Source organism: Halorubrum alkaliphilum, from assembly GCF_017873815.1.
GTDB lineage: Archaea > Halobacteriota > Halobacteria > Halobacteriales > Haloferacaceae > Halorubrum > Halorubrum alkaliphilum.
Map to the genome: position 1 here is coordinate 31625 of NZ_JAGGKQ010000003.1, position 22636 is coordinate 54260.

Consider the following 22636-nt stretch of genomic DNA (forward strand, 5'->3'; position numbering starts at 1 on the left):
CAGTTTCACTCGGTGGGAACGCCGCCGGCTGAGGCAGTCGATCGACGAGCGTCGACGGGTCACCGTCCGCGTCGCCTGAGGCGGTCCAATATCCCGTCACTGGTGCCGGGTTCGGTGTGTTCTGTACGCGGCTCTGGTTCTCCGTCGTTCCACGCCATGAGCCGAGGACGGTCCTCCAAGACGAGATACGTGTTCTCGCTGTCCAGCCATGCGCCGCTGTTTGCGACGTTGGTGTCCGGTCTAATACCGGCACAGTGCGTGTGACCGATACAGAGCCAATCGGTGTCTGGACGGTCGGCGACGTACTGTCCGGCGGACCCAGGCTGTTCGTTGAGGTCGTGGTCTCCACATCGATCCATCTTCCCTAGTCTGTCTGCCCACGTTCCATGGCTCACCCGGTCCGTCGCGAGCTTCAGGAGCGCGTGAAACATCTCGGCGACGCCGTTGACTTCACTGAAAAGTGCCCACTTCTCACTGAACGTCGCGCCGACCGAGTCGGTGCTGATCACGGCCAATTTGTCGAAGTACCACTCGTCCTGTACTGGGTCGAACTGGTGGCCGTGCATGAACGTGTACGTCGTTCCATCGGTCGAAATCGTCAACTGTTCCGGGTACTCAGAGTCGTAATACGCTTTTTCGCCACGACCACCGGTAACCTCCAGATCCTTCCGTGCGTACCAGTCGTGGTTTCCGAGCACGTAATGAACCTCGATCCCGGCATCTCGAAGCTCGCGTAACCGGGTGAACACGTCGTAGTTCTCCCGTGTCAGCGTGCGCATGTCGCGCCGCCAGAAATCCTCGATGTCGCCGTTAAGAACTAGGTGTGTCGGCTGGAGGTCATCCCGAAGATATCGGAGGAACCGTTTGAACTCGTCCCGGTCCGGATCGACCGAATCGAGATGTGCTGTCCCGAGATGTGTGTCCGACACGGCGACTATCATGGGTACACCAGCTGTATGACTGTTCTCATCAGATAAATAACTACACCGCCGATCCGAGGAACGGCGTGATGATACCGCCGCAAACCCGCGGCGTCACTCCCGTATCAGGACGATTCCGTCGCGGAACACGGCGTGGTTCGGGAGGACGTGCTCGCCGTCGTCGGTCTCAATGTGGGTGACGAACAGGTCGACCTCCTGTACAATCCCCCGCTGGCCCGCCACCCGGACCTCGTCGCCGATGCCGTACGGCTGCCGAAGGAGGAGAAAGACGCCGGCTGCGGCGGCCGCGAGCAGGTCTTTCGTCGCTAGGGCGGTCAACACGACCAGCGCGAGGGCGTACGCACCGAGGAGGACGACGAGCGCGAGCGTCTGTACCCCGACCTGTGCGAGCGCGATGAGCGCGGCGACGTAGACGACGCTATACTTCACGAGCGCCGGGATCACTCCCACCTCCGGGAGTTTGATCTCCCGGAGACGCTCGGCTACGAGCAGTTCGGCCTTATCGCCGACGACGACCCCAATGATGAGAACGATGACGGCCACGAACAGCCGAGGAACGAACGTGGCGAGATCCGCCCAAAACAGGTCCGCGAACTCGACTTCGGCTACGCTGAACGCAACGATGACCGTCACGGCGACGATGAAGTACGTCGATAGTTTTGCGACAATCTGGACCGTCGAGGTACCAAACTCGCGGGCGGTGCGCTCGAATGTGGTCCCTTCTATCGCCTCGGGGACGCCGGCTCGCCGCAGAAGTCGCCGATTGAGAACGCCGGCGAGATACGCCAGAACCAGTCCGAGGAGAAGCACCGCAAACGCGAGCCATATCCGGTCTGGGATCGCGTTTAGGAGTTCGGCAACCGCTTGGTCAGGTTGGAATCCCCCGGAAAGAACTGTCGCCGTCGAAGGGAGCGCGAACGCCCCAGTCATTAGTACTCCTCCGGATCGATCTCCAGAACCAGTGAGCCACCCTTGAACGCCCGGACGAGTCCGTCGGACTCGGAGAGGACGATGGCCGTCGCGTTCGTGTCACGGGTGATCGCCCCGCCGGCCATGTGGCGCGCGCCGAGCCCCTTCGGGATGTCGACGCCCTCGGCGGCGGGTTCGAGGTACCGGTACGCGGAGACGATCTTCCCGGAGTCGGAGACCACGAACGCGCCGTCAAGCCGTGAGAACTCCTTGAGCATGACGTTCACGATGGGGTCACCGACGTGAACGTGGGACTTCTCGAAGGGGTTGTACGACAGCGCACGCGATTTGTTCATCACCTTGCCGGCGTCGCCGACGACGAACAGCGCGCCGACCGGCTTCCCCTTCTGTCCCTTCTTCCCGAGCTCGATCGCAACCTCGAAGACGTTCCGAATGACGCCGGGGTCGGCGCGGGAGTCGACGAACAGGTCGTAGATGCCGGAGTTCGCCGTCTCGTCGACGGTGACGCGAATGATCGCGTCCGACTCTCCCTCGAAGACGGAGGCGATACAGACGACCTCGTCGCCCTCGGAGACGAGCGACGCGTCCATCGCCCCCTCGATCCCGAACCGGATCCGATCCCGGACGTTCCGGAACGGAAGCGGCAGCTCGACGAACGACTCCGCGCCGACATCGTCGTCGGGGGCGGCGACGATCACGTCGGTGTCGCCGGTGTCGCCGTCGATGAACCGGTCGTGGAACGAGGCGGTCGGCGAGAACAGGATCACCGCGTCGGCGTCCTCGACGAGGTCGGCCAAGTGGTCAGTGAGTGACGCCATTGACTCAAAACGACTCCCGCTCGACGTATAATCGTTGTGACGTGTCGTACGCGCGTCTGACGACCGTCCAGCCGAACGAGGCCGGTCGCGGTCCGTTCGTGGTCCGGTCGCGGTTCGCTTTTATATATCACGCCCGTCGATCGAAGCGAGATGGCGACCCGAGACGCGCTGTGGGCGTATCGCGACCGGTTTGGCGACGCGTTCGGACGGACCTACTTCCGGCGGTTCGGGCCGGGCGTCGCCGCCAGCGTCGGCCTCGGGACGTACTTCGGGGAGCCGACCGACCGCGTCGACGAGGCGTATCGGCGGGTCGTCCGCCTCGCGATCGAGTCCGGTGTGAACCACGTCGACACCGCCGTGAACTATCGGTGTGGTCGATCCGAGCGGGCCGTCGGCGAGGCCGTCCGCGAGACGGTCCGCGAGACGGCGGTCGACCGCGAGGCGGTCGTCGTCGCCACGAAAGGCGGGTTCCTCCCGTTCAACGGCGAGCGGCCGGACGATCCGTCCCGATACGTCCGCGAGCGGTTCGTGGAGTCGGGGATCGTCGACCCCGCGGACCTCGCCGGCGGCCACTGTCTCGCGCCCGACTATCTGGCGTGGTCGCTTGACCGCTCGTTGGATCGTCTGGGACTCGACACCGTCGACTGTTACTACGTCCACAACCCCGAGGCCCAACTCGCCACACGCTCCCGATCCGACGTGTACGAGGCGCTTGAGGCCGCATTCGAACGTCTGGAGCGTCGGCGCGCCGCCGGCGACATCGGACAGTACGGCGTCGCGACGTGGCGGGCGTTTCGGGTGCCCGAGGGTCACGACGCGTACCTCTCGCTCGGGGAGGTGCTCGCGCGCGCCGAGGCCGCGGGGCGGTCGGTCGGCCCCGACGACGACCACGGGTTCGCGGCGGTCCAACTCCCGTTTACTATCCGGATGGCGGACGCGTTCACGCGAACGAACCAGCGACCGCCCGACGATCCCGACGGCGACCCGGTGTCGACCTTGGAGTTCGCCCACGAGGCGGGACTCTCGGTCGTCACGAGCGCGAGCATCGGTCAGGGGGAGTTGGCGAACGAGAACGCGATCCCGGAGGCGGTCGACGAGCAGCTCGCGGGCGACACCCCGGCCCAGCGCGCGCTCAACTTCGCGCGTAGCGCGCCGGCGGTGACCTGCTCGCTCGTCGGGACGACGGACCCCGAACACCTCCGGGAGAACGTCGCCGCGGGCACGTTCGACCCCCTCGGCGCGTCCGCGTTCGACGCGGTGTTCGAGTGACCGCGACGTGTGTCGCGATGACTCCGGTCGCGACTCGGAACGGTCGGATCGTATATAACAGACGCTCGCCTACCGCAGTTCCTTAAACCGGGCATCACACTCCGGACAGAGCCGCACGGCGAACACCTCGTCCGGGTCGTTCTTCTTTTTAAGTACCTTGTCGCACTCCGCGCAGTTCAGCCGCTCGTAGGTGTCCTTGAACAGGTCACCGTCCCGTAGCGCCTTGCGCGTCGATTTCATACAGCAGTCTTCGGCAGCGGCGGGTATAAAAACCTCGTACGACGCTCGTCGGACTCCGGAGTCATCTCCACGTCGTCCGTCACCGACCACGCCGGATTCGCAACACTTGTGGCCGTCCGCGGGGAACCGCGAGCGTGTCACGGACCCGGCTGTTCGGCTCGCTGTGTGGGCTGGTGTTCCTCGTCAACTTCGCGCGGGTCGTGTTCGCACCCCTCGTCGGCGAGTTCATCGACGAGTTCACCATCCGGGAGGGGACGGCGGGGCTGATAGTCACGCTCGCGTGGCTCGGCTCTGCCTCACCACGGATCCCGACCGGCTGGGCGCTCACCCGGTTCTCGCGGGTTGCCGTCGTCGTCGCCTCCGGCGTGACGCTTACGCTCGGCGCGCTCGGGGTCGCCCTCGCGCCGGGCGTTCCGACGCTGATGGTCGCCGCGTTCGTGGTCGGCAGCGCCTCCGGCGTCTACTTTGTTGCCGCCAACCCGTTCGTCTCCGAGCTGTTCCCGGACCGCGTCGGCCGAGTGATGGGCGTTCACGGGATGGCGAGCCAGCTCGCCGCGGTCGCGGCCGCACCCGTCGTCACGGTCACGCTGTGGTACGACTGGCGGTACGCCTTCTACGGGCTCGCGCTCGCGGCCGCGCTCACGACGGTCCTCTTCGTCGCGCTCGCCGGGCGAACCGACCTCCCCGAGGCCGGCACGAGCGACACCGATTTCGTCGCCGGCGCGCGCTCGGAGTGGAAGCTGATCACTGCGGGCGTCGTCCTCCTCGGACTGACGAGTTTCGTCTGGCAGGGGCTGTTCAACTTCTACGAACTGTACATGATCGACAAGGGGCTCGACCCGGCGACCGCTCGTAACCTGCTCACCGTCATCTTCGCGGCGGGAGTCCCGGCGTTTCTCGTCTCCGGCGATCTGGCCGACCGGCTCCCCCACGTGCCGTACATCCTCGGGATCGTGACGACGTTCGTCGGCAGCGTCGTCCTCGCGGTGTACGCCTCGGGGCTCGTCGCGGTCGTCCTCGCCAGCCTCCTCGTCGGCTTCACGATCCACATGCTGTTTCCGGCGGGCGACACCTACCTGCTCGACTCGCTGCCCGACGGGACCCGCGCGTCGGCGTACGCCGTCTTCTCCGCGGGGATGATGACGACGCAGGCGGCCGGCTCGTGGGTCGTCGGCGAGGCGATCGAGGCTGGCTTCGCGTACGACGCCGTCTTCCTGTCGCTTGCGGGCGGTCTCGGCGCGCTCGTGGTCGTCTACGCCGCCTTGAACGCGCTCGGACGCGTTCCGGGCGGAGCGGCACACCCCTGACCAGCTTCGGGCCCTCGGCCACGGGTCGTCTCCACCCGGAGGCCGACGCGACCCCCGGTATCGTGCGTATTTAGGGGCTCGTCCACCTGTGATCGGGTGATGGAGTACGTACAGGAGCGCGTGACGACGCTTCACGCGCTGACGGACCACCGGCCCTCCGCGCCGACCGGCCGTACGGCGGTCGTGGTGCCGATGACCGAACGCGAGTACGGCACCCTCGCGGCCGAGAACGTCCTCACCGCCCTCGAAACCGTCGACCCGGCGCGGGTGATCGTCCCGCTCCGCGCCACCCCCGACCGCGCCGGCCCCTTCGCGGACTGGCTCGACGGGTTCGATCTCGACGTGGAGACGCTGTGGTGTGACGGCCCGCAGCTCTCCGCGCTGCTCGGGGACCGCGGCGTCAACGGGAGTCGCGGGAAGGGTCGGGACGTGTGGCTCGCGCTCGGGCGGGCGCTGGACGAGGAGTTCGTTGTCGTTCACGACGCCGATACGAAGACGTACTCGCCCGCGTTCGTGAATCGGCTGCTGTTCCCGATCGCCCACGGCCACGAGTTCTCGAAGGGGTACTACGCTCGCGTCGAGGACGGCGCACTGTACGGGCGGCTGTTCCGGCTGTTCTTCCGCCCGCTCGTCCGTGCGATCGACGACGCGCACGACGCGGCGGTACTGGAGTACCTGAACGCGTTCCGGTACGCGCTCGCGGGCGAGTTCGCGGCGACGACCGACCTCGTCGCGAAGCTCCGCGTCCAGCGCGGTTGGGGACTGGAGGTCGGCACGCTCGGCGAGGCGTTCGCCCACGCCGGCTTCGAGGGGAGCGCACAGGTCGATCTCGGTCGATACGAACACGACCACCGCTCCGTGGAGGGCCCGACGGGGCTCGCGGACATGAGCCGCGCGGTGAGCGCGGCGACCCTCCGAGCGGTGGCCGACGCCGGCGTCGACGTTGACTACGACACGCTCCCCGCCCGCTACAGAGAGGTCGCCGACCGAATGACCCGGCAGTACGCGACCGACGCGGCGTTCAACGGGCTCGACTACGATCGCCCCGCCGAGCGCGACCAGATCGCGACCTACGCGGAGGCCATCGCGGAGCCGGGCCCCGACACCCGGTTACCGGCGTGGAACGACGCGCCGCTCACGCCCGAGGAGGTCGCTGACGCGGCCCGTGCGGATCTGGACGCCGTCTCGGAGGGGAGAGAGACGGACGGGGCCGCCGCCGACCCGGTCGAGGGAGACGACGCATGACTGACGAAGGGGAGGACGGCCCCAGCGTCGCAGCCCGCGACGACCTCGCCGGCGTGGTCGACCTGTTCGGCTCGCTCACCCGGGCGGAGCTGTCCCGGGCGCTCTCGGAGCTGGCTTTTAAACAACGAACCGAGATCGACGAGGACGCCATCGCGGCGGCGATAGACCTCGCGGTCGCGGAGTACGCGATCGTTCCAGCCCCGGAAGCGGCGGTGTCGGCGGCGGACAGCGCGGGCGGCGGTGACTGCGCGGACGGCGCGGGCGGCGGTGACTGCGCGGACGGCGCGGGCGGCGGTGACTGCGCGGACGGCGCAGGTGACGATCCGGACGCCGAGCCGACCTTCCTCGCGGTTGGCCCGGCCGCGTTCCCGTCCCTTCCGGCTGGGGCCGAGGACCTACCACACATCCTCGACGTGCCGGATCGGGCGGTCGACCGGGAGGCCCTGTCGAGCGCGGTGCTCGATCGGCTCTCCGACGACGCGGTCGCCGCCATCGAGTCGGGTGACGCGGATCGCCTCGCGGTTCTCGCGGACGTGACCTACGATATCGAGGCGTGGGCCCCCGTCGACGCGGGGCCGATCCGAGAGCGAATTGTCGCCGAACTCGACGAGTAGCAGGCATGAATCGCGACTGGATCGCCGTACTGAACGATGAGTGCGGATCGCGCTCGGGGTAGACGGGGTTACTGAATTGAACGACGGTGAGCCGCCGTTAGTTCATACGATCTCCACGCCCGTGATCTCGAACCGGGCTCCGCCCTCGCGCCCGTCGGTCACGGAGATCTCCCACTCGTGGGCCGCGACGATTTCAGAGACGATACTGAGTCCGAATCCGGTCCCGTCGGTCGTGGTCGTGTAGCCGGTCTCGAACACGCGTTCTCGCTCCGATTCCGGGATCCCCGGCCCGTCGTCCTCGACGTAGAAACCGCTCCCGCTTGGGAGTCTCCCGACCGCAACGGAGACCGAGTCGCCGCCGTGTTCGGCGGCGTTCCGGAACAGGTTCTCGAGGAGCTGTCGGAGTCGAGACTCGTCGGCGGAGATCCGAAGCTCGTTGACGTCGACCTCGACCGTCGCGCCCGCCCGATCCGTCGTCATCCACGCGTCATTCACGAGATCCGAGAGATCGACGGCAGTCAGTTCCTCGACCCGGACGCCGTCACGGGCCAACACGAGGAGATCCTCGATGAGCGTATCCATCCGCGAGAGCGAGCGACGTATCGGCGGAAGGTGGTCGCTGTCACACTCTCCCGAAAGCAGTTCAGATCGCCCCTTGGCCGTGTTCAGTGGGTTCCGGAGGTCGTGGCTCACCACGCTCGCGAACTCGTCGAGGCGGTCGCGCTCCCGTTCGATCTGCCGCTGTGCGTGCTGTCGCTCCAGTTCGTAGCTGACCCATCGAGTCAACAGCTCGACGAACGTCCGCTGCGTGTCGGTGAACGGCTCCTCGCGCGGCTCCGTGTCCGCGAAACACAGCGTTCCGTACAGCTCTCCGTCGACTTCGACCCGGCCGCCGATGTACGTCCCGAGCCCGAACCGATCGTGAGCCGGATCCCCGTCCCAGCCCTCCTCGACCGCGTTCGCGGCCGTCAGAAGCTGGTCCATCTCTATCGTTCGCCGGCAGTACGCCTCGTCGAGCGGGCAGCTCTCGCCGGCCTGTAGGTCCGGATGATCCGCTCGGGACCGCTCGACGTGCTGTGTTCCGTCGTCGATATGCGTGAGGAATCCATTCGGGAGGTCTAGGTACTCGCGACTCAGTTCGAGCAGCGCGTCGATCTTCTCCCCGAACGACAGCTCCCGGTCAGACGACACCGCGTACAGTCGTTGAATTGCATGGAGGCTCTCCCGTCGCTGGCGCTCCAGCCGCCGTTCCTCCGTGATGTCGCGGAGGTAGACGGAGAGTCCACTGTCGGACGGAAACGCACGCACGTCGAACCACGTCCGCAGTGGCGGATAGTACTCGTCGAACGAGACGTCCTCTTGCGTCTCCATCGCGTCGTGATATCGTTCGTAGAACTCCGTGTCGACCGCGTCGGGGATCGAGTCCCAGAAGTGGAGTCCCTCGATGTCGTCTACAGAGTCGAGTACCTCGTCGGCCATCGCCGCACGGAGTATCTCCTGACCGCGGTCGTTTGCGTAAATAAGGCGCCACTCGGTGTCAACGGCAAAGAACCCATCTCCCATCCGGTTGAGGATGGTCTCAAAGTCATCCGAACCCAGTCCGGACGGAACGTCAGTCATCACCAAGCGTAGTACGGCAAGGTACTTCATCCCGGTGGATGACGTGAACCGCGAAGCGTCGGATTCAGGACACTCGGTCCGTCGTGTTTTTTATGCTACCCTCATGACCGATCGGTATGGCTGACCGTCAAACCGGAGTGTCCGCGCGGGAGCAACCGCCGGATGTCGGCGAACTGACGCCGCCGGACCGCACCCTAATGGGCCCCGGCCCGAGCGACGTCCATCCGCGCGTGCTTCGCGCGATGAGCACCCCACTCGTCGGTCATCTCGACCCCTCGTTCGTCGAGATCATGGACGAGGTACAGGAGCTGTTGCGATACACCTTCCGAACCGACAACCGATGGACGATCCCGGTGTCAGGCACCGGATCCGCGGCGATGGAGTCCGCCATCGGCAACCTCGTCGAACCCGGCGACACCGCCTTGGTCCCGACGAACGGCTACTTCGGCGGGCGGATGGCGTCGATGGCCGAGCGCGCCGGCGGCGACGTCGTCACCGTCGACGCACCGTGGGGCGAGCCCCTGGATCCGGTCGACGTGGAGCGCGCCTTCGACGAACACCAACCGGACGTGTTCGGGTTCGTCCACGCTGAGACGTCGACCGGGGTTCTCCAGCCGGACGTCCCCGAGTTGACCGGGATCGCACACGACCACGACGCGTACGTCATCGCCGACTCGGTCACCTCACTCGGCGGCGTGGAGTTCCGTGTCGACGAGTGGGACATCGACGCCGCCTACTCGGGCCCACAGAAGTGCCTCTCCTGTCCGCCCGGCGCGAGCCCCCTCACCCTCTCGGATCGGGCGATGGACAAGGTGCTCGACCGCGAGACCGATCCGCGGTCCTGGTACCTCGACCTCTCGCTTTTAGAGGGGTACTGGGGCGACGACCGCTCGTATCACCACACCGCCCCGATCACGAACGTGTACGCGCTCCGAGAAGCCCTTCGGCTCGTCGCAGAGGAGGGGATCGAGGAGCGCTGGGACAGACACCGACGCGTCGCTGAGGACCTGAAAACCGGCGTTCGCGAACTTGGCCTCGAAATGAACGCCCCCGACGCGTACTGGCTCCCCAGTCTCAACGCGGTTCGCGTACCGGAGGGCGTCGACGACAGCGCCGTCATCGACCACCTGCTCGCCGAGTACGACCTCGAGATCGCCTCCGGCCTCGGTGACCTCGCCGGCGACGTGTGGCGGATCGGCTGTATGGGCCACTCCGCACGCCCGAAAAACGTCGAGTACCTGCTCGCGGCCTTGGAGGACGCGCTGGCGACACAGGGGTTCGAAGGGTAGCGACGACGGATCAACGGCGGGTTCTCACAGGTCGTCTAGATCGGTACCGACTCGCTTCTCCCGACCGCTCGATCACTCCTCGCGCAAACTCGGGTGTGTGGGTTGATCCCCCGGATGCGGCTCGGAAAACCGCTCACGCATCGTTTTAAGCGAATCAGCCTCGCGTCGTCGTCGCTCTGGGTCGTCGATCTCCTCACAGCCCGGAGGGACCTCCCGCCCGCGATCGGTGAAGTACCCGTCGGGCGCGACCCAGTCGTGATAGAACGGTCGGTCGTCGTCCTCTAACAGCGTGACCGCCACCTCAGCGCCGTGGCCCGCACACACCGCGGCCTGATGCGGCTTCTCCGCCAAGCGTCCGGCCGCGTATAGTCCGTCGACGCCGGTGCGGCCGCGCTCGTCGGTGTCGACGAACGCCTTTCCGCGATCGATCAGGCCGACCCCGTCGATCCCGTCGAGATACGCCGTCTCGTTTTTCGTGGCGGCGATGACGTACTCGGCAGTGACGCGGTCGTCGTCCGTCGTTTGGACCCGGAAACGTCGGTCGTTCGCGTCGGTCGCGTTGTTCGCGTTGTTCGCGTCGTTCTCGCCGTCTGGACCGTCGTCGCGCGTCGTGTCCGTTCGCTCGACCGCGGTCACTCTGCTTTCTCTGCGCTCCGCGCCCGCGTTTTCCGCTTGTTCGACCAGCAGGTCCGAGAACTGCCGCGAGTTGACGCCCGACGGGAAGCCGGGAACGTTCTCCAGATGTGCGTTTCGGCGTATCAGCGACCCGCCCGCGTCGAGAACGAGCGTTTCCAACTCGGCTCTCGCAGTGAACGTAGCCGCCGACAGCCCCGCGACTCCGCCGCCGACGATCACGACATCGTACTCCATGCTCGCCCACAACCGGCCCGTCGTCATAACGCCGCCGACGCGTGACGAGTGTCGAGATCGGTCGGATTGTACTGCGGTACCGGTCCTCGAAGGGGATTTTTGTGATGGCTCCCGGTAGAGCCGACATGACCGACGCGTTCGGCCGGGCGATCCGCGACCACTACCGCGACGAGCGGACAGAGCCGCTCTATCACTCCGACGGCGAGGCGTCTGTCGAACACCCGATCGAGTCCTTCTATTTCACCCCGTTCGATCCCAATACTGGAACGAACGACTGGTTGGCGTCACATCTCCAAGGACCGCTTGTCGATCTCGGGGCAGGAACCGGACGCCACGCCCTATTCTTTCAGGAGCGGTTCGAGACGGTCGCCATCGAGCCCAGTTCGGCGCTCGTCGAGACAATGCGCGACCGCGGCGTCGAGGACGCGCGGGAGGGTGACATGTTCGAGCTACGCGAGACGTTCGATCGGGACCGGTTCGGCTCCGCGCTGTCGAACGGGACCCAACTCGGACTCGCCGGGTCGATGCGGGGACTCTCCGCGTTCCTCGACGATCTGGCGTACGTCACCCGACCCGACGGAACCGCCGTTGTCGACTGTTATGACCCCGACCACCCCGACACCGCGGAGCTGATCGGGTATCGGGACGACCCGACGCCGGGGCTCGCGCACCGCGTGATGTTCTTCGAGTACGAGGGCGAGCGCAACCCCGTCCTCCAGCTTCGACTGTTCAGTCCTGATCGGCTACGTGAGGCCGCCGTCGGGACCGGCTGGACAGTCTCCGACGTGACCCGTGGTGACGGCTCCGAACATCACTACCGGGCGGCACTGGAGAAGGCGTAGGACGGCCGACCGGTCATCCGGTGTGTGCCTTCTCGCGCGTGCCGAGCGAGCTGAGACTCCCGCGAGCGGCCGGCGTTCGTACTGCGGCGCGGTTTCGCGGCTGCCGGTCGAGGCCCGGAACGATCGAACCGAGGTGGTCGTGCGGGCGGGACTCGAAAGGATGGCCTTGATTCCCGCTCACGTTGCTCACGAGACCAACAGCTGGGGCTTCGAAACCGCTCACCGAACCGCCGGCGAGTCAGAAACGGTTCCCCCTACGGGGGGTTCGACGGAGCGTCCGCGTCCTCACTCCGCGTCGACGAAATCCGGGGCCGTCCGCTTCTCGTCGCGCTCGTCGACGAGGTGGTCGCGGAACTCGTCGACGTCGACGTCGCCGAGCTGGTTCTCGAAGCGGTCCCGAACCGAGACGGTGCCCGCCTCCTGCTCGTCGTCGCCGACGATGACCATGTACGGGACGCGGTCGTCGTGGCCGGCGCGGATCTTGCGGCCGACTGTCCAATCGCGGTCCTCGATTTCGACGCGGAAGCCGGCGTCTTCGAGGTCGTTTTTCACGCGATGGGCGTAGCCGAGCGTCTCGTCGGAGACGGGGAGGATCCGGACCTGTTCGGGTGCGAGCCACAGCGGGAAGTCGCCGTCGAAGTGCTCGATGAGCACCATGAAGAAGCGCTCGTAGGAGCCGTACAGCGCCCGGTGGATCATCACGGGCCGGTGCTCCTCGTTGTCCTCGCCCGTGTACGTCAGATCGAACCGCTCGGGCATGTTGAAGTCGAGCTGGACCGTCGGCCCGTCCCAGACGCGACCGAGGGCGTCCTCGAAGCCGAAGTCGATCTTCGGGCCGTAGAAAGCCCCGTCGCCCGGCTCGACATCGTAGTCGTACCCACCGGAATCCAGCACGTCACGGAGCTGGTCCTCCGCGGACTCCCAGATCTCGTCGCCGCCGACCGATTTGTCCGGGCGCGTCGCCAGAGCGACCTCGACCTCCAGATCGAGCGTCTCGACCACCTCGAAGATCATGTCGATGACGGACTCTATCTCCCGCCGGATCTGGTCGGGCCGGACGAACAGGTGGCCGTCGTCGATGGTGAACGACCAGACGCGCGAGAGCCCCGATAGCTCGCCGCGCTGTTCCTTCCGGTACACCTTCCCGTTCTCGAAGTAGCGTTTCGGAAGGTCACGGTAGGACCACGAGGACTGATCGAAGATGGTCGCGTGACCCGGGCAGTTCATCGGCTTTAGCCCGTACTCCTCGTCGTTGACGTCGAGGAGAAACATGTCGTCTTTGTAGTTCTCGTAGTGGCCGGACTGCTTCCACAGCTCCGTCCGGAAGACGTGTGGCGTCTCGACCTCCTCGTAGCCGTTCTCGCGGTTGAGCGCGTTCGCGAACGCGGACAGTTCGTTCAACACCGTTTTTCCCGGTGGGTGATACAGCGGGAGCCCCGGACCGGTCACCGTCGGGATCGAAAAGAGGTTCATCTCCTGACCGATCTTCCGGTGGTCGCGCTCTTTCGCCTCCGCGCGCAACGCTAGATACTCCTCAAGATCCGATTCGCTCGCAAACGCGGTACCGTACACCCGCGTGAGCGTGTCGTTTTCCTCGTCGCCGCGCCAGTACGACGAGGAGATGTTGAGCAGCGTCGCCGCCCCGACCTCGCCCGTCGACTCGACGTGTGGCCCCTGACAGAGGTCCTGCCAGTCGTCCTGACGATAGAAGGTGACCGTCTCGCCCGATGCCTCCTCGTCGAGGATCTCGCGTTTGTACTCGTTGTCCGCGTAGATTTCCTTTGCGTCCTCCCGGGACCGAACGACGCGTTCGATGTCGTAGTCGGCCTCGATTATCGCGTCCATCTCCGACTCTATCTCGCGGAGGTCGTCCTCGTCGAGGTCGACGTCGGTCACGTCGTAGTAGAAGCCCTCGTCCGTGTACGGGCCGATCGTCAGCGTCGCCTCCGGACGGAGCCGCTGGAGCGCCTGTGCAAAGACGTGTGCGGCCGAATGCCGAAGCACTTGGAGGTACTCGTCGGACTGGTCGGTGACGATCTCTATCCGCGCGCCGTCGTGGACGGCGGCGTGTTTCTCGACGAGTTCGCCGTCGATCTTCCCCGCGACGGTGTCGCGACCGAGCCCGGGGCCGATCTCGTAGGCGACGTCCTCGACTGTCGACCCGGACGGTACGGAGAGTTCTGATCCGTCCGGAAGGACGACCGTCACGTCGGCCTGCGCATCGGTCTCGCTCATACCGTTTGGAAGCCGGACGAACGGCATAAGTGTTGTTCGATCCGTCCGTATCCGCCACGCCACCACGGGCACGGAATCCCCGGGATGGAAAGGCACAAACCGACCGGCAACAGTTGCCACTGTATGACCGACCACCGCGAGCCGCTCCCCTCCGTGTTGGAGACCATCGGGGAGACTCCCCTCGTCCGGGTTCACGACTCGCCGGACGCGGTCCCGGTGTACGCGAAACTCGAGTCGTTCAATCCCGGCGCGAGCATCAAGGACCGTATCGGGAAGTACATGCTCGAACGCATGCTCGAGGACGGAACACTCGAACCCGGCGGAACCGTTATCGAGCCGACTGCGGGTAATACCGGTATCGGGATCGCAGTCGCAGCCGAACAGCTCGATGTCGACGCCGTCTTCGTCGTTCCCGAACGGTTCTCCGTCGAGAAACAGCAGCTCATGCGCGCGCTCGGTGCTGACGTGATCAACACGCCGAGCGAAGACGGGATGGGCTACGCCATCGAGCGCGCACACGAGCTCTCGGAGGAGCTGGACGGCGCGGTGGTTCCCCAACAGTTTTCCAACCCGCTCAACGCGGAGGCCCACTACGCGACCACCGCCCCCGAGATCGACGAGGCCCTCGACGGTGCGGTCGGCGCGGTCGTCGCCGGCTGCGGCACCGCTGGGACACTCATGGGAATGGCGGAGTACTTCCGCGAGCGGGACGCCGAGACACACGTCGTCGCCGTCGAACCGGCAGGCTCCGCCTACCGGGAGTTCTTCGGCGAGGACGTCGACCACGAGGAGTACAAAACGGAAGGGATCGGGACCCACGACATCGAGACGAACGAGCTGTTCGACCCGGACCTCGTCGACGACGTCCACGCGATTCCCGACCGCAAGGTCCACGAGGAGATGGCTCGGCTCGCCCGCGAGGAGGGGCAGCTCGTTGCCTCCTCCGCCGCCGCCAACTCCATCGCGGCCAAGCAGGTCGCTCGCGCCATCGCCGACGGAACGATCGACGCGCCCCACGACGCGGTCGTCACCGTGTTCGCGGACTCCTCCGAACGCTACCTCTCGAAGGGCGTCTACCGCTCGTTCGAGGAATGGACCGGGTGAGGCCGCAGATCACCCGCCTTCCGGACATCGAACTCGGCCGAACCTCAGTCCATCAACCGTCGATGTTCGACTTTCATACAGCGGTCCTGTATCACGTCGACCCCCGCCGCCTCCGCGGTCTCCGCCGCTTCGTCGTGGCTGATCCCGAGTTGGAGCCACGCAGTCCCGGCGTCGCCGTGGTTCGCGTGTCGCTCGCGGACCACGTCCAGAAGCTCTGGAACCTCGTCGCTCGGTCGAAACACGTTCACGAGGTCGATCTCCGCCTCGATGTCCCCGAGCGAGTCGTACGCGTGTTCGCCGAGGATCGACTTGGCGAACGGATTGACCGGTATCACCCGATATCCGTGCTTTTGAAGATACGCGGGGACGTCGTGAGCTGCCTTTCCGGGCGTCGTCGAACAGCCAACGACCGCGACCGTTTCGGCTTCGAGCGCACGCACCAGTCCGGAGTCATCAGTGATAGGCATATATGCGACTCCGTGACGGATCGTCGTAAACCCTTCCGAGCGACGAACGGAACGGACTGCGACGGATCGTCGTCAGGCGAGTCGGATCTCGGGTTCGTCGTCCTCGGAGAGCGTGACGATTCCGTCGAACAGTTGTTTGAGCGTGTTGAGGCTCTGATCGTCGTGGGCGGTCGAGTCGATGCTGAACAGTCCGAGTCCGTTGACGCTCTGGACCCGACCAGTAAAGACGTGAAGGAACCGGAAGACGGTCTGGAGGTCCGAGTACATCAGTAGCGTCGACAATGAGTGGACCATGATCCGGTTGCGCTCGATCCCGCGGTCGCCGAACGCTTGGAGGAACTCGGAGAGCTTGATCCCGATCCCGGTCATATCGACGGGCGAGGAAGCGTACTTGATCCGGTCGTCCTCTCGGACATCGCCGACGCCCTGCTGGCGGGTGACACAGTCGACGACGGCGACCGGCTTCCCTTGATACCCGGTACGTTTCTCGTAGTCCTTCAGGACGCGATCGGCACCGTCCTTCGTGGTGACGACGATCGCGCCGTCACCCGCGTCGGTGCCGGCTGCGAGCACGTCCATCGCGAGCGAACGCTTTCCGGTGAGAGGAGGTCCGGTCAACAGGAGACTCGTTCCCGGTTCCACCTCCGCGTCGAGGTGGGGACGTAGATCATACATATGAGTACCTCGGACGCCGGAGAACGGACTCGTGGCAGGCGTTCGACGGACGTACCGTCCCACCGGGATACATCGGCTATCAAGAATATCTCCGGTGCGAATAATATTCTTTTTGATCGGCGGCCGGCAGCCGTCCGTGAACAGGGTCGGGACGTGGTCGCGTCGATATCGTTCCGGATCGCGGGAGTTAAAAGCATTAGCGGAATATCCGTGAGTACGGGCGCTTAGCTCAGTCTGGATAGAGTGCTTGGCTTCGGACCAAGCTGTCGCGGGTTCAAATCCTGCAGCGCCCATTTACTACGGAACTCAACGGCGACCGAGACACGCGTTCAGCGGTCGCCGGTTCGGCTATCAGTATGAAACGACGCGTCCACGTGCTGCTCAACACTCGTCCGGGGCACGTTCGGCCAACACCGGTATCTCCGACAGCGTCTCCTCGTCGAGGAGGTCCCAGTCGACGCCGGTCGGCCGCTCCGCGCTTCCGGTCGGTCGAACGACGCGGTCCGGCGTCACAATCAAGTCCATCGGCACGTCGTGGCGGTCGGGACCGGGCAGGCCGTCGACGTCATCGATCGGGGACTCGGGACTGTCGACGACCTGGCACTCGTGAACCGTCGTGGCGACCGTGGTCCCGTCGTCGACCGCGTCGAGTTCACGGAGGACCGCCCACTCCAGATCGCTGTATCCCTCACCCTTGCCGATCCGGGTGCCGTCGGTCCTCACCGCGACCGATCCGGAGACGACGAGGTCGATTCGGGGGACCGCCTCCGGAGCGACCGGGACGCCGTGTTTCGACACGCCCGAGACGGTCGTCGCCTCGTCGATGTCGGTGACCTCGTCGGGATCGAGGCGGAGGAACGGCTTCGGATCGCGGAGCCGCGGTTGTGCCATGTACACCGTCTTTCCGGCACGCATCGCGGCCCGGCGAACCGGGAGCTGTGGTGCGTCCGGATTGGCCTTCACCGTCGTTGCCGACGCCCACGCCGCCGTTTCCGTAAGTCGAGTACATGCGTCCGACGCGCCGGCAAAGTTCGGGATCCGTCCGTGTGGCGGGAACGGGAACCGCGCCTCGCCTCGGTCCGCAAGCGCATCCCAGACGGCCTCCCGGACCGTTTGCTTGTCCATGTCGGCAGTCGGACCGGCGGACGCGTAAACGATCCGGGAGCACAGTGGCCAGTGGCTCACTTTGGAAGAACTCGGTCGTCATCGCCACCGCGGGCGCGACGCGCCTTTTAACCGGGTCGGGCGTCCACGGAGGAGTATGTTCGAAGACCGGCCGGACCGCGACGCGGAGGTCGTCCTCGTCGGACGGTCGAACGTCGGCAAATCGACGGTGATGCGCGAGCTAACGGGCCACGATTTCTCTACCGGCGGAAAACCCGGTGTCACCCGTCAGCCGAACCACTACGACTGGGTCAGCGAGTCGTTCATGTTCACCGATCTGCCGGGGTTCGGGTTCATGTCCGGCGTCGAAAGCGACCGCCGTGAGGAGATCAAAACCGACGTGATCCGGTACGTCGAGGATAACGCCGACCGGATCCTCACGGGCGTCGTCGTTCTCGACGGTAAGAGTGCGGTCGACATCATCGATCGGCACACGGAACGGGGAAACGTTCCCCACGACGTGGAGATGTTCGGGTTTTTGGAGGAGGTCGGCGTCGACCCGATCGTCGCGGTGAACAAGACCGACAAGATCGACGACCTCGACGAGCGGCTCGACGACATCTGCGATCGGCTCGGACTGTTCCCGCCGTGGCAGCAGTGGTCGGACACGGTCGCACCGATCTGCGCGAAGCGGGGCGATATCGGTGCGCTGGAGGACTGTCTCAGCGAGCGCTTCCACGCGCACAACCGCGACGACCTGCTGAAGTTCGTCTCGTAGCGGCTTTTTAAACCTCGAAGCCGACCGCGTCGTCGTCAGGAGCCAGCGGGCTCCGCGGATACGGCGGCGAGGCGTTCGGGTCGTTGAACGCCCCGGGGGCGACATCGTTGGGCGCGTCGGGATAGAACAGCGCGGCGAGCGTCTGGATCGCGGTCCGCCCGCTGGCGAGCTCGAACTGGCCGCCCCCGTACATGTCGATCCCGTTCTCGCGGCAGTACGCGATCGTCTCGAACAGGGATTCGAGCGTGCCGAACCGCGAGGGCTTGACGTTACACCACCCGGGATCGACGGGGAGCGACTCGATCGCCTCGACGCCGTCGATCGGGTAATCGAAGGCGAGGCGGTCGGCCTGTGGTTCCAGAATCGGCGTCGTCTCCGAGGTGAACGCGGCGTCCTCGACGACCGCAGCGGGAAACGCGGCGAGCACGTCACGATACAGCTCCGGGTCAGCCTCGACGTCGACATCGGTTCCTTCGTACCAGCCCTTGAGATCGAGGACCCGAACCGCGTCGGTCTCACGGAGTTCGACGAACACCTCCTCCGGCCAGTCGGGTGTCGGGTCGAGTTTGAACTCCAGATTCCCGTTGCGGTCGAGAAGCGACATGACTCGGTCGGTCGTCGGTGGATCCCCGAGTCGCGTCGACACGACGAACCGGATCGGTTCGGGTTCGATACCGAGGAACTCGCCGAGCGAAGTCTCGGTCTGTCGCAGTCCGAGGTCGAGCGCGGCGCTCTCGACCGCCCACCGCCGATAGTTTCGGGAGGCGGCCTGCTCGGGCGACTTCGTCGCGAACAGGTCGATGTCGTCGAGGGCGGCCGACAGCTCCGCGATCGTCCACTCACCCTCGATATCGATCGGGTCCGTCCCCGCGAGCGCGTCGTGGTCGGCGGTCTCGTAGGTCACGTCCTCGCCGCGGCCGACGACGCCGTCGCCGGAGAGCCGGAACTCCGTGGTCGTTCGCTCGAAGTCGCTCGTCGTGTCGGCGGTGTGTCGGCGTCGGGCTACCGACTCGATCGTGACCGACAGGTCGGCGATCCGCTCGTAAGCACTCATACACCTCCGTCGTCCCGAACTGTCTTAAATGAGGTCGCGGCAGGCGATAGGAGTTCTACGGCTTCCGTCTCCTAGCTTCGTGCCCGAAGCGTCGCCACACGCGTGCCGAGCGCGAAGAACAGCGGGACGATCGTGAGCGTCACTGCCCCGGCAGCCGCGACCTGAAGCACCGTGGTCGTGAACCACGGGGTGCTGCTGGCGTACGGGATCGAGGTGTGGGTGACATCGCCGACGAGCGGAATGAAGTAGTCCATCAGCAGATCGACGGTGTACCACGTCGCCGCGATCGCGACCGCCTTGACCGGGAAGTCGGTCATCCGGTGTAGCACGAACGCCTGCACAACCATCGCGAGGTGGCTCACGAGGAGGAACGCGTACATCGCCGGCCCCGAGTTCGCAAGGAACGCGGGGTAAAAAACAACGAGAACGTACGGGGTCCACAGCCCGAGTTTGATGTTGCCGAAGAAGGCCAAAGCGGCGAGCGTGTCGCTCGACCGACCAACCGCCCACGACGCAAGCGCGAGGGCAATAAACAGCGTCGCGAGCGGGCTGTCAGGGATGAACGCCCACATCTCGACCGGATGTCGACTGAACTGGAACCGGTAGTACCAGAAGCCGAACGCGGTGCCCAGCAGGTTAATGGCGACGATGACCCAGACGAATCGGTAGGCGATGTCCTCCACCGCCTTCGGCAACGGGGCGACCCACCGCGGCAGCGACTCGCGATCCGGAGGCTCGCGACCGAGTGCGCCGACGATGTCCATACGCTCGGCTGGAACCCGCCCGTCAAAGCGGTGGCGGTCGCGGACGATACGGCGCGATCCCGTCGGGGGGCGACTCAGTCGGAGGTCGTCCCGGACCGGAGTCCCCCTGTCCCGGCGCCCACCGTCCGCGACGAAAAGGGCTATGGGTGCCGGGCGGAAACCGTGAGGCATGCGCCCGCGAACGCTGCTCGCGTTGCTCCTCGTCGTCCCGCTCGTGGACGCGTTGTTCCTCGTCTTCGTCGCGACACGGCTCGGGTGGGTCCTGACCGTCGGGCTCGTCGTGTTGACGGCGATTCTGGGGATGCTCCTGTTGCGTGCCGAAGGGCGGGCGACGCTCGCGCGAGTCCAACGTAAACTCGCGCAGGGCCAACCCCCGACCGACGAGTTGCTTGACGGCGGCCTCCTGATCGCTGCCGGCGCGTTCCTGCTCACGCCCGGGTTAGTGACGGACGCGCTCGGCTTTCTCCTCGCGCTCCCGCTCACCCGGATCCCGATCCGGATGGCGGTGAAAAAGTACGTCGTCGTCCCGTACATCGACCGCGAAACGGGCGGGTTCGCCACCGGAAACGTGTATATCGGCGGGTTCCCGGGTGGGGACGGCGACGCAGGCGGCTTCGGGAACGTCGACTTCGGGGGTAGCGAGTTCGACGGCGAGGGGTTCCCCGGCGGCGATGACTTCCCCGGCGGGTTCCCGAACGACGGCGGAAACGGTGGAGACGACGCCGACGGGTTCTCGGGGGACGCCGGAACCGGAGACGAGGGCGACGACGTCGTCGACGTGGATTACACGGTCGAGACTGAGGGCGGGGAGTCAGAGAAACGCGGGGAGTGACCGTCGGAACTCGGTCCCGCGGTCGGCCCGGTTCGGTCCCGCGATCCGTCGGAAAAACCGCCGGACGGCGACCCGCTTTTGAAAGGAAACCCTTAAAATCCTACCCACGAAACGACCTAATGCGCTCACCTGGGCCAATAGCTCAGTCAGGTTGAGCGCTCGGCTGATAACCGGGAGGTCCACGGTTCAAATCCGTGTTGGCCCACCTACGACGCGCACGGTCTTTGGCCGTGCGGGATTGGTGGGCTGGGACTCCCCAGCCACCCAATTTCGGTATTCTACTACTCAAGAGCGACCGCTCTCGCGGATTGTCCAGGAATATTTTGAGCCGGTAGTCCACGCCATCCCGCGATCAGGGTTAGCCGAGGTGGTCTCGACATGAGATCGCTCCGTTTCGGTTGGCGTTCTCACCCGCTTTTGTCTCTGGTTCTCGATTTTGATACCGGATCGATAATAGTTATCCCCCGGTGTCGACCACCGGATATCAATGCGGATGACACGGGTCCGATGTGTCGGGGAGTTGGGACTGCTCGCGGCCGTCGGCCTCGCTCCCCTCGGATACCACTTGATCTCGCTGGCGGCGATGAGCGATCCCACCATGATCGTGACCGGTGCGCTCGTGCCGATCACGTGTAGCGCGCTCGTGGTCGCCGCAACGGTTCCGGTAGCTCGGTCGCCGCTTTTTCCGTCGTACACCCTCCGTATCACCGGCTGGAGTGTTCTGGGAGCAGCGACGATCGGCGGGGTCGCACTGCTTTTCGTCACCTACGGGATGAGTGACCGACCGCCGATGGAGCGGCCGAGCGTCGTGGTCATCGGTGCGATGTCGGTCGGATCGGTGTTCGGGCTCGCGTTGGGATTGACCGACGCACAGCAACGGCGTGCGGAGGACCAACTCGAACGGGCGAACGCTCAGCTCACGGTGTTGAACCGCGTTCTCCGCCACAACATTCGAAACGCGATGACGGTCATCGACGGGCGGGTCGAGCTACTGCGCAAGCGCGCCGACGGCGGCGAGGAGAGCGCCGCCGTCGTGGCCGAGAACGTCGACCGACTGCTGTCCGTGAGCGAGCACGCCCGCCACATCGGCGAGGTGATGGGTTCCGGCGGCTCCGACGAACCCGTAGAAGCGGTCGTAAATCTCGTCGACGTCGTTGACGGCGTGATAGAGCGGCTTCAGGCTGAGCATCCGAACACCAGGTTCGACGCGCCCGTCGCCGAGACGTGTCGAGTACGGTCACATCCACTCACGGAGGCCGTCATCTCTGAAGTGATCGAGAACGCGGTGATCCACAACGAGGGCGACACGCGGCGGGTCTCGGTCTCGATCCGCTCGGTCGGAGACGGCGTCGCGCTCCGCGTCGAGGACGACGGCCCGGGGATCCCCGATGAGACCATCGAAACCCTCCAGCGGGGCTACGAGACCTCGATGCGGCACACGAACGGGCTCGGACTGTGGCTCGTGTGGTGGGTCGTCGACCGATCCGACGCCGACCTCGCGTTCGAGTCGATCGGGGACGGCCAGGCCGTTCAGGTCGGGTTCGAGCGTGTCGAGGTAACCGAGGCGGTTCCCGCAGCCTCGGATCCTCCCGAGCGAGCGCCGGAGGACGACGCCGACCTTTTGTGACGCGCGGCGGT

At 65.7% G+C, this 22636-nt stretch carries 22 protein-coding genes and 2 tRNA genes; 12 read left to right on the plus strand and 12 right to left on the minus strand.

The features are described 5' to 3' along the window. Positions 1-59: 59 nt before the first annotated feature. From J2751_RS02575 to dacZ, 3 genes are all read right to left on the minus strand, one after another. Complete coding sequence (locus J2751_RS02575; protein WP_209482911.1) at positions 60-929, minus strand: UDP-2,3-diacylglucosamine diphosphatase; 870 nt, start codon at positions 927-929, stop codon at positions 60-62. A 105-nt stretch (positions 930-1034) separates the two neighbouring features. Then, complete coding sequence (locus J2751_RS02580; RefSeq protein ID WP_209482912.1) at positions 1035-1871, minus strand: mechanosensitive ion channel family protein; 837 nt, start codon at positions 1869-1871, stop codon at positions 1035-1037. Beyond that, positions 1871-2689: a diadenylate cyclase DacZ gene (gene dacZ / locus J2751_RS02585; RefSeq protein ID WP_209482913.1), complete on the minus strand. Its 819-nt coding sequence runs from the start codon at positions 2687-2689 to the stop codon at positions 1871-1873. The genes J2751_RS02580 and dacZ overlap by 1 nt, the downstream gene beginning before the upstream one ends. A gap of 150 nt (positions 2690-2839) precedes the next feature. On the opposite strand from dacZ, the gene J2751_RS02590 reads away from it, so the two are divergent. Further along, positions 2840-3958: an aldo/keto reductase gene (locus J2751_RS02590; protein WP_209482914.1), complete on the plus strand. Its 1119-nt coding sequence runs from the start codon at positions 2840-2842 to the stop codon at positions 3956-3958. 69 nt (positions 3959-4027) lie between these two features. On the opposite strand, the gene J2751_RS02595 is transcribed toward J2751_RS02590, so the two are convergent. Further along, positions 4028-4198, minus strand: coding sequence for an HVO_0758 family zinc finger protein (locus J2751_RS02595; RefSeq protein WP_209482915.1), 171 nt, complete (start codon positions 4196-4198; stop codon positions 4028-4030). A gap of 134 nt (positions 4199-4332) precedes the next feature. Here J2751_RS02595 and J2751_RS02600 point away from each other — a divergent pair, with 134 nt between their 5' ends. From J2751_RS02600 to J2751_RS02610, 3 genes are all read left to right on the plus strand, one after another. Beyond that, positions 4333-5505 (plus strand): MFS transporter, encoded by a 1173-nt coding sequence (locus J2751_RS02600; RefSeq protein ID WP_209482916.1) that lies wholly within the window; start codon positions 4333-4335, stop codon positions 5503-5505. Positions 5506-5604: 99 nt separating this feature from the next. Next, entirely contained in the window at positions 5605-6750 is a 1146-nt protein-coding gene (locus J2751_RS02605; protein ID WP_209482917.1) for a glycosyltransferase family protein, read from the plus strand. Further along, on the plus strand, positions 6747-7364 hold the full coding sequence (locus J2751_RS02610) for a DUF7109 family protein (protein WP_209482918.1): 618 nt from the start codon (positions 6747-6749) through the stop codon (positions 7362-7364). The genes J2751_RS02605 and J2751_RS02610 overlap by 4 nt, the downstream gene beginning before the upstream one ends. A gap of 102 nt (positions 7365-7466) precedes the next feature. Here J2751_RS02610 and J2751_RS02615 read toward each other — a convergent pair whose 3' ends face one another. Then, entirely contained in the window at positions 7467-8984 is a 1518-nt protein-coding gene (locus J2751_RS02615) for an ATP-binding protein (RefSeq protein WP_245202570.1), read from the minus strand. A gap of 116 nt (positions 8985-9100) precedes the next feature. On the opposite strand from J2751_RS02615, the gene J2751_RS02620 reads away from it, so the two are divergent. Further along, a complete protein-coding gene (locus tag J2751_RS02620) occupies positions 9101-10273 on the plus strand; it encodes a pyridoxal-phosphate-dependent aminotransferase family protein (RefSeq protein ID WP_209482919.1) in 1173 nt (390 codons plus the stop codon). A 72-nt stretch (positions 10274-10345) separates the two neighbouring features. Here J2751_RS02620 and J2751_RS02625 read toward each other — a convergent pair whose 3' ends face one another. Next, on the minus strand, positions 10346-11143 hold the full coding sequence (locus J2751_RS02625; protein WP_245202572.1) for an FAD-dependent oxidoreductase: 798 nt from the start codon (positions 11141-11143) through the stop codon (positions 10346-10348). Between the two features lie 125 nt (positions 11144-11268). On the opposite strand from J2751_RS02625, the gene J2751_RS02630 reads away from it, so the two are divergent. Further along, on the plus strand, positions 11269-11985 hold the full coding sequence (locus tag J2751_RS02630; RefSeq protein ID WP_209482921.1) for a class I SAM-dependent methyltransferase: 717 nt from the start codon (positions 11269-11271) through the stop codon (positions 11983-11985). A 285-nt stretch (positions 11986-12270) separates the two neighbouring features. On the opposite strand, the gene thrS is transcribed toward J2751_RS02630, so the two are convergent. Then, positions 12271-14247: a threonine--tRNA ligase gene (gene thrS, locus J2751_RS02635; RefSeq protein ID WP_209482922.1), complete on the minus strand. Its 1977-nt coding sequence runs from the start codon at positions 14245-14247 to the stop codon at positions 12271-12273. Between the two features lie 96 nt (positions 14248-14343). On the opposite strand from thrS, the gene J2751_RS02640 reads away from it, so the two are divergent. Beyond that, on the plus strand, positions 14344-15324 hold the full coding sequence (locus tag J2751_RS02640) for a PLP-dependent cysteine synthase family protein (RefSeq protein WP_209482923.1): 981 nt from the start codon (positions 14344-14346) through the stop codon (positions 15322-15324). Positions 15325-15368: 44 nt separating this feature from the next. On the opposite strand, the gene J2751_RS02645 is transcribed toward J2751_RS02640, so the two are convergent. Both J2751_RS02645 and J2751_RS02650 read right to left on the minus strand, forming a co-directional pair. Further along, a complete protein-coding gene (locus J2751_RS02645; protein ID WP_209482924.1) occupies positions 15369-15791 on the minus strand; it encodes a CoA-binding protein in 423 nt (140 codons plus the stop codon). Positions 15792-15863: 72 nt separating this feature from the next. After that, positions 15864-16466 carry an RAD55 family ATPase gene (locus J2751_RS02650; protein WP_209482925.1) on the minus strand — a complete coding sequence of 201 codons (603 nt, stop codon included), beginning with the start codon at positions 16464-16466 and terminating at the stop codon, positions 15864-15866. Between the two features lie 218 nt (positions 16467-16684). On the opposite strand from J2751_RS02650, the gene J2751_RS02655 reads away from it, so the two are divergent. Then, a tRNA-Arg gene (locus J2751_RS02655) sits at positions 16685-16759 on the plus strand. A gap of 88 nt (positions 16760-16847) precedes the next feature. On the opposite strand, the gene J2751_RS02660 is transcribed toward J2751_RS02655, so the two are convergent. After that, positions 16848-17591 carry a 5-formyltetrahydrofolate cyclo-ligase gene (locus J2751_RS02660; protein WP_209482926.1) on the minus strand — a complete coding sequence of 248 codons (744 nt, stop codon included), beginning with the start codon at positions 17589-17591 and terminating at the stop codon, positions 16848-16850. Positions 17592-17727: 136 nt separating this feature from the next. Here J2751_RS02660 and engB point away from each other — a divergent pair, with 136 nt between their 5' ends. After that, positions 17728-18348 (plus strand): GTP-binding protein EngB, encoded by a 621-nt coding sequence (engB, locus tag J2751_RS02665; protein ID WP_209482927.1) that lies wholly within the window; start codon positions 17728-17730, stop codon positions 18346-18348. Between the two features lie 7 nt (positions 18349-18355). Here engB and J2751_RS02670 read toward each other — a convergent pair whose 3' ends face one another. After that, complete coding sequence (locus tag J2751_RS02670) at positions 18356-19402, minus strand: enolase-like domain-containing protein (protein WP_209482928.1); 1047 nt, start codon at positions 19400-19402, stop codon at positions 18356-18358. Positions 19403-19473: 71 nt separating this feature from the next. Beyond that, positions 19474-20166, minus strand: a complete 693-nt coding sequence (locus tag J2751_RS02675; RefSeq protein WP_209482929.1) for a DUF1405 domain-containing protein — start codon at positions 20164-20166, stop codon at positions 19474-19476. A 169-nt stretch (positions 20167-20335) separates the two neighbouring features. On the opposite strand from J2751_RS02675, the gene J2751_RS02680 reads away from it, so the two are divergent. From J2751_RS02680 to J2751_RS02690, 3 genes are all read left to right on the plus strand, one after another. Then, positions 20336-20998, plus strand: coding sequence for an FxsA family protein (locus tag J2751_RS02680; protein WP_209482930.1), 663 nt, complete (start codon positions 20336-20338; stop codon positions 20996-20998). Positions 20999-21129: 131 nt separating this feature from the next. Next, positions 21130-21203: transfer RNA gene (locus tag J2751_RS02685), tRNA-Ile, on the plus strand. A 282-nt stretch (positions 21204-21485) separates the two neighbouring features. Further along, positions 21486-22625 carry a sensor histidine kinase gene (locus J2751_RS02690; protein ID WP_209482931.1) on the plus strand — a complete coding sequence of 380 codons (1140 nt, stop codon included), beginning with the start codon at positions 21486-21488 and terminating at the stop codon, positions 22623-22625. Positions 22626-22636 lie beyond the last annotated feature (11 nt).

Excerpts from the sequence above, each read along its gene's own strand:
- J2751_RS02605 (WP_209482917.1), top strand. The coding sequence starts at position 5,605 with ATGGAGTACGTACAGGAGCGCGTGACGACGCTTCACGCGCTGACGGAC.
- J2751_RS02690 (WP_209482931.1), top strand. The coding sequence starts at position 21,486 with ATGCGGATGACACGGGTCCGATGTGTCGGGGAGTTGGGACTGCTCGCG.
- J2751_RS02670 (WP_209482928.1), bottom strand. The coding sequence starts at position 19,402 with ATGAGTGCTTACGAGCGGATCGCCGACCTGTCGGTCACGATCGAGTCG.
- J2751_RS02580 (WP_209482912.1), bottom strand. The coding sequence starts at position 1,871 with ATGACTGGGGCGTTCGCGCTCCCTTCGACGGCGACAGTTCTTTCCGGG.
- J2751_RS02630 (WP_209482921.1), top strand. The coding sequence starts at position 11,269 with ATGACCGACGCGTTCGGCCGGGCGATCCGCGACCACTACCGCGACGAG.
- engB (WP_209482927.1), top strand. The coding sequence starts at position 17,728 with ATGTTCGAAGACCGGCCGGACCGCGACGCGGAGGTCGTCCTCGTCGGA.
- J2751_RS02650 (WP_209482925.1), bottom strand. The coding sequence starts at position 16,466 with ATGTATGATCTACGTCCCCACCTCGACGCGGAGGTGGAACCGGGAACG.
- J2751_RS02610 (WP_209482918.1), top strand. The coding sequence starts at position 6,747 with ATGACTGACGAAGGGGAGGACGGCCCCAGCGTCGCAGCCCGCGACGAC.
- J2751_RS02675 (WP_209482929.1), bottom strand. The coding sequence starts at position 20,166 with ATGGACATCGTCGGCGCACTCGGTCGCGAGCCTCCGGATCGCGAGTCG.
- J2751_RS02660 (WP_209482926.1), bottom strand. The coding sequence starts at position 17,591 with ATGGACAAGCAAACGGTCCGGGAGGCCGTCTGGGATGCGCTTGCGGAC.
- J2751_RS02620 (WP_209482919.1), top strand. The coding sequence starts at position 9,101 with ATGGCTGACCGTCAAACCGGAGTGTCCGCGCGGGAGCAACCGCCGGAT.
- J2751_RS02590 (WP_209482914.1), top strand. The coding sequence starts at position 2,840 with ATGGCGACCCGAGACGCGCTGTGGGCGTATCGCGACCGGTTTGGCGAC.
- J2751_RS02625 (WP_245202572.1), bottom strand. The coding sequence starts at position 11,143 with ATGGAGTACGATGTCGTGATCGTCGGCGGCGGAGTCGCGGGGCTGTCG.
- J2751_RS02595 (WP_209482915.1), bottom strand. The coding sequence starts at position 4,198 with ATGAAATCGACGCGCAAGGCGCTACGGGACGGTGACCTGTTCAAGGAC.
- J2751_RS02615 (WP_245202570.1), bottom strand. The coding sequence starts at position 8,984 with ATGACTGACGTTCCGTCCGGACTGGGTTCGGATGACTTTGAGACCATC.
- J2751_RS02645 (WP_209482924.1), bottom strand. The coding sequence starts at position 15,791 with ATGCCTATCACTGATGACTCCGGACTGGTGCGTGCGCTCGAAGCCGAA.
- J2751_RS02640 (WP_209482923.1), top strand. The coding sequence starts at position 14,344 with ATGACCGACCACCGCGAGCCGCTCCCCTCCGTGTTGGAGACCATCGGG.
- dacZ (WP_209482913.1), bottom strand. The coding sequence starts at position 2,689 with ATGGCGTCACTCACTGACCACTTGGCCGACCTCGTCGAGGACGCCGAC.
- thrS (WP_209482922.1), bottom strand. The coding sequence starts at position 14,247 with ATGCCGTTCGTCCGGCTTCCAAACGGTATGAGCGAGACCGATGCGCAG.
- J2751_RS02680 (WP_209482930.1), top strand. The coding sequence starts at position 20,336 with ATGCGCCCGCGAACGCTGCTCGCGTTGCTCCTCGTCGTCCCGCTCGTG.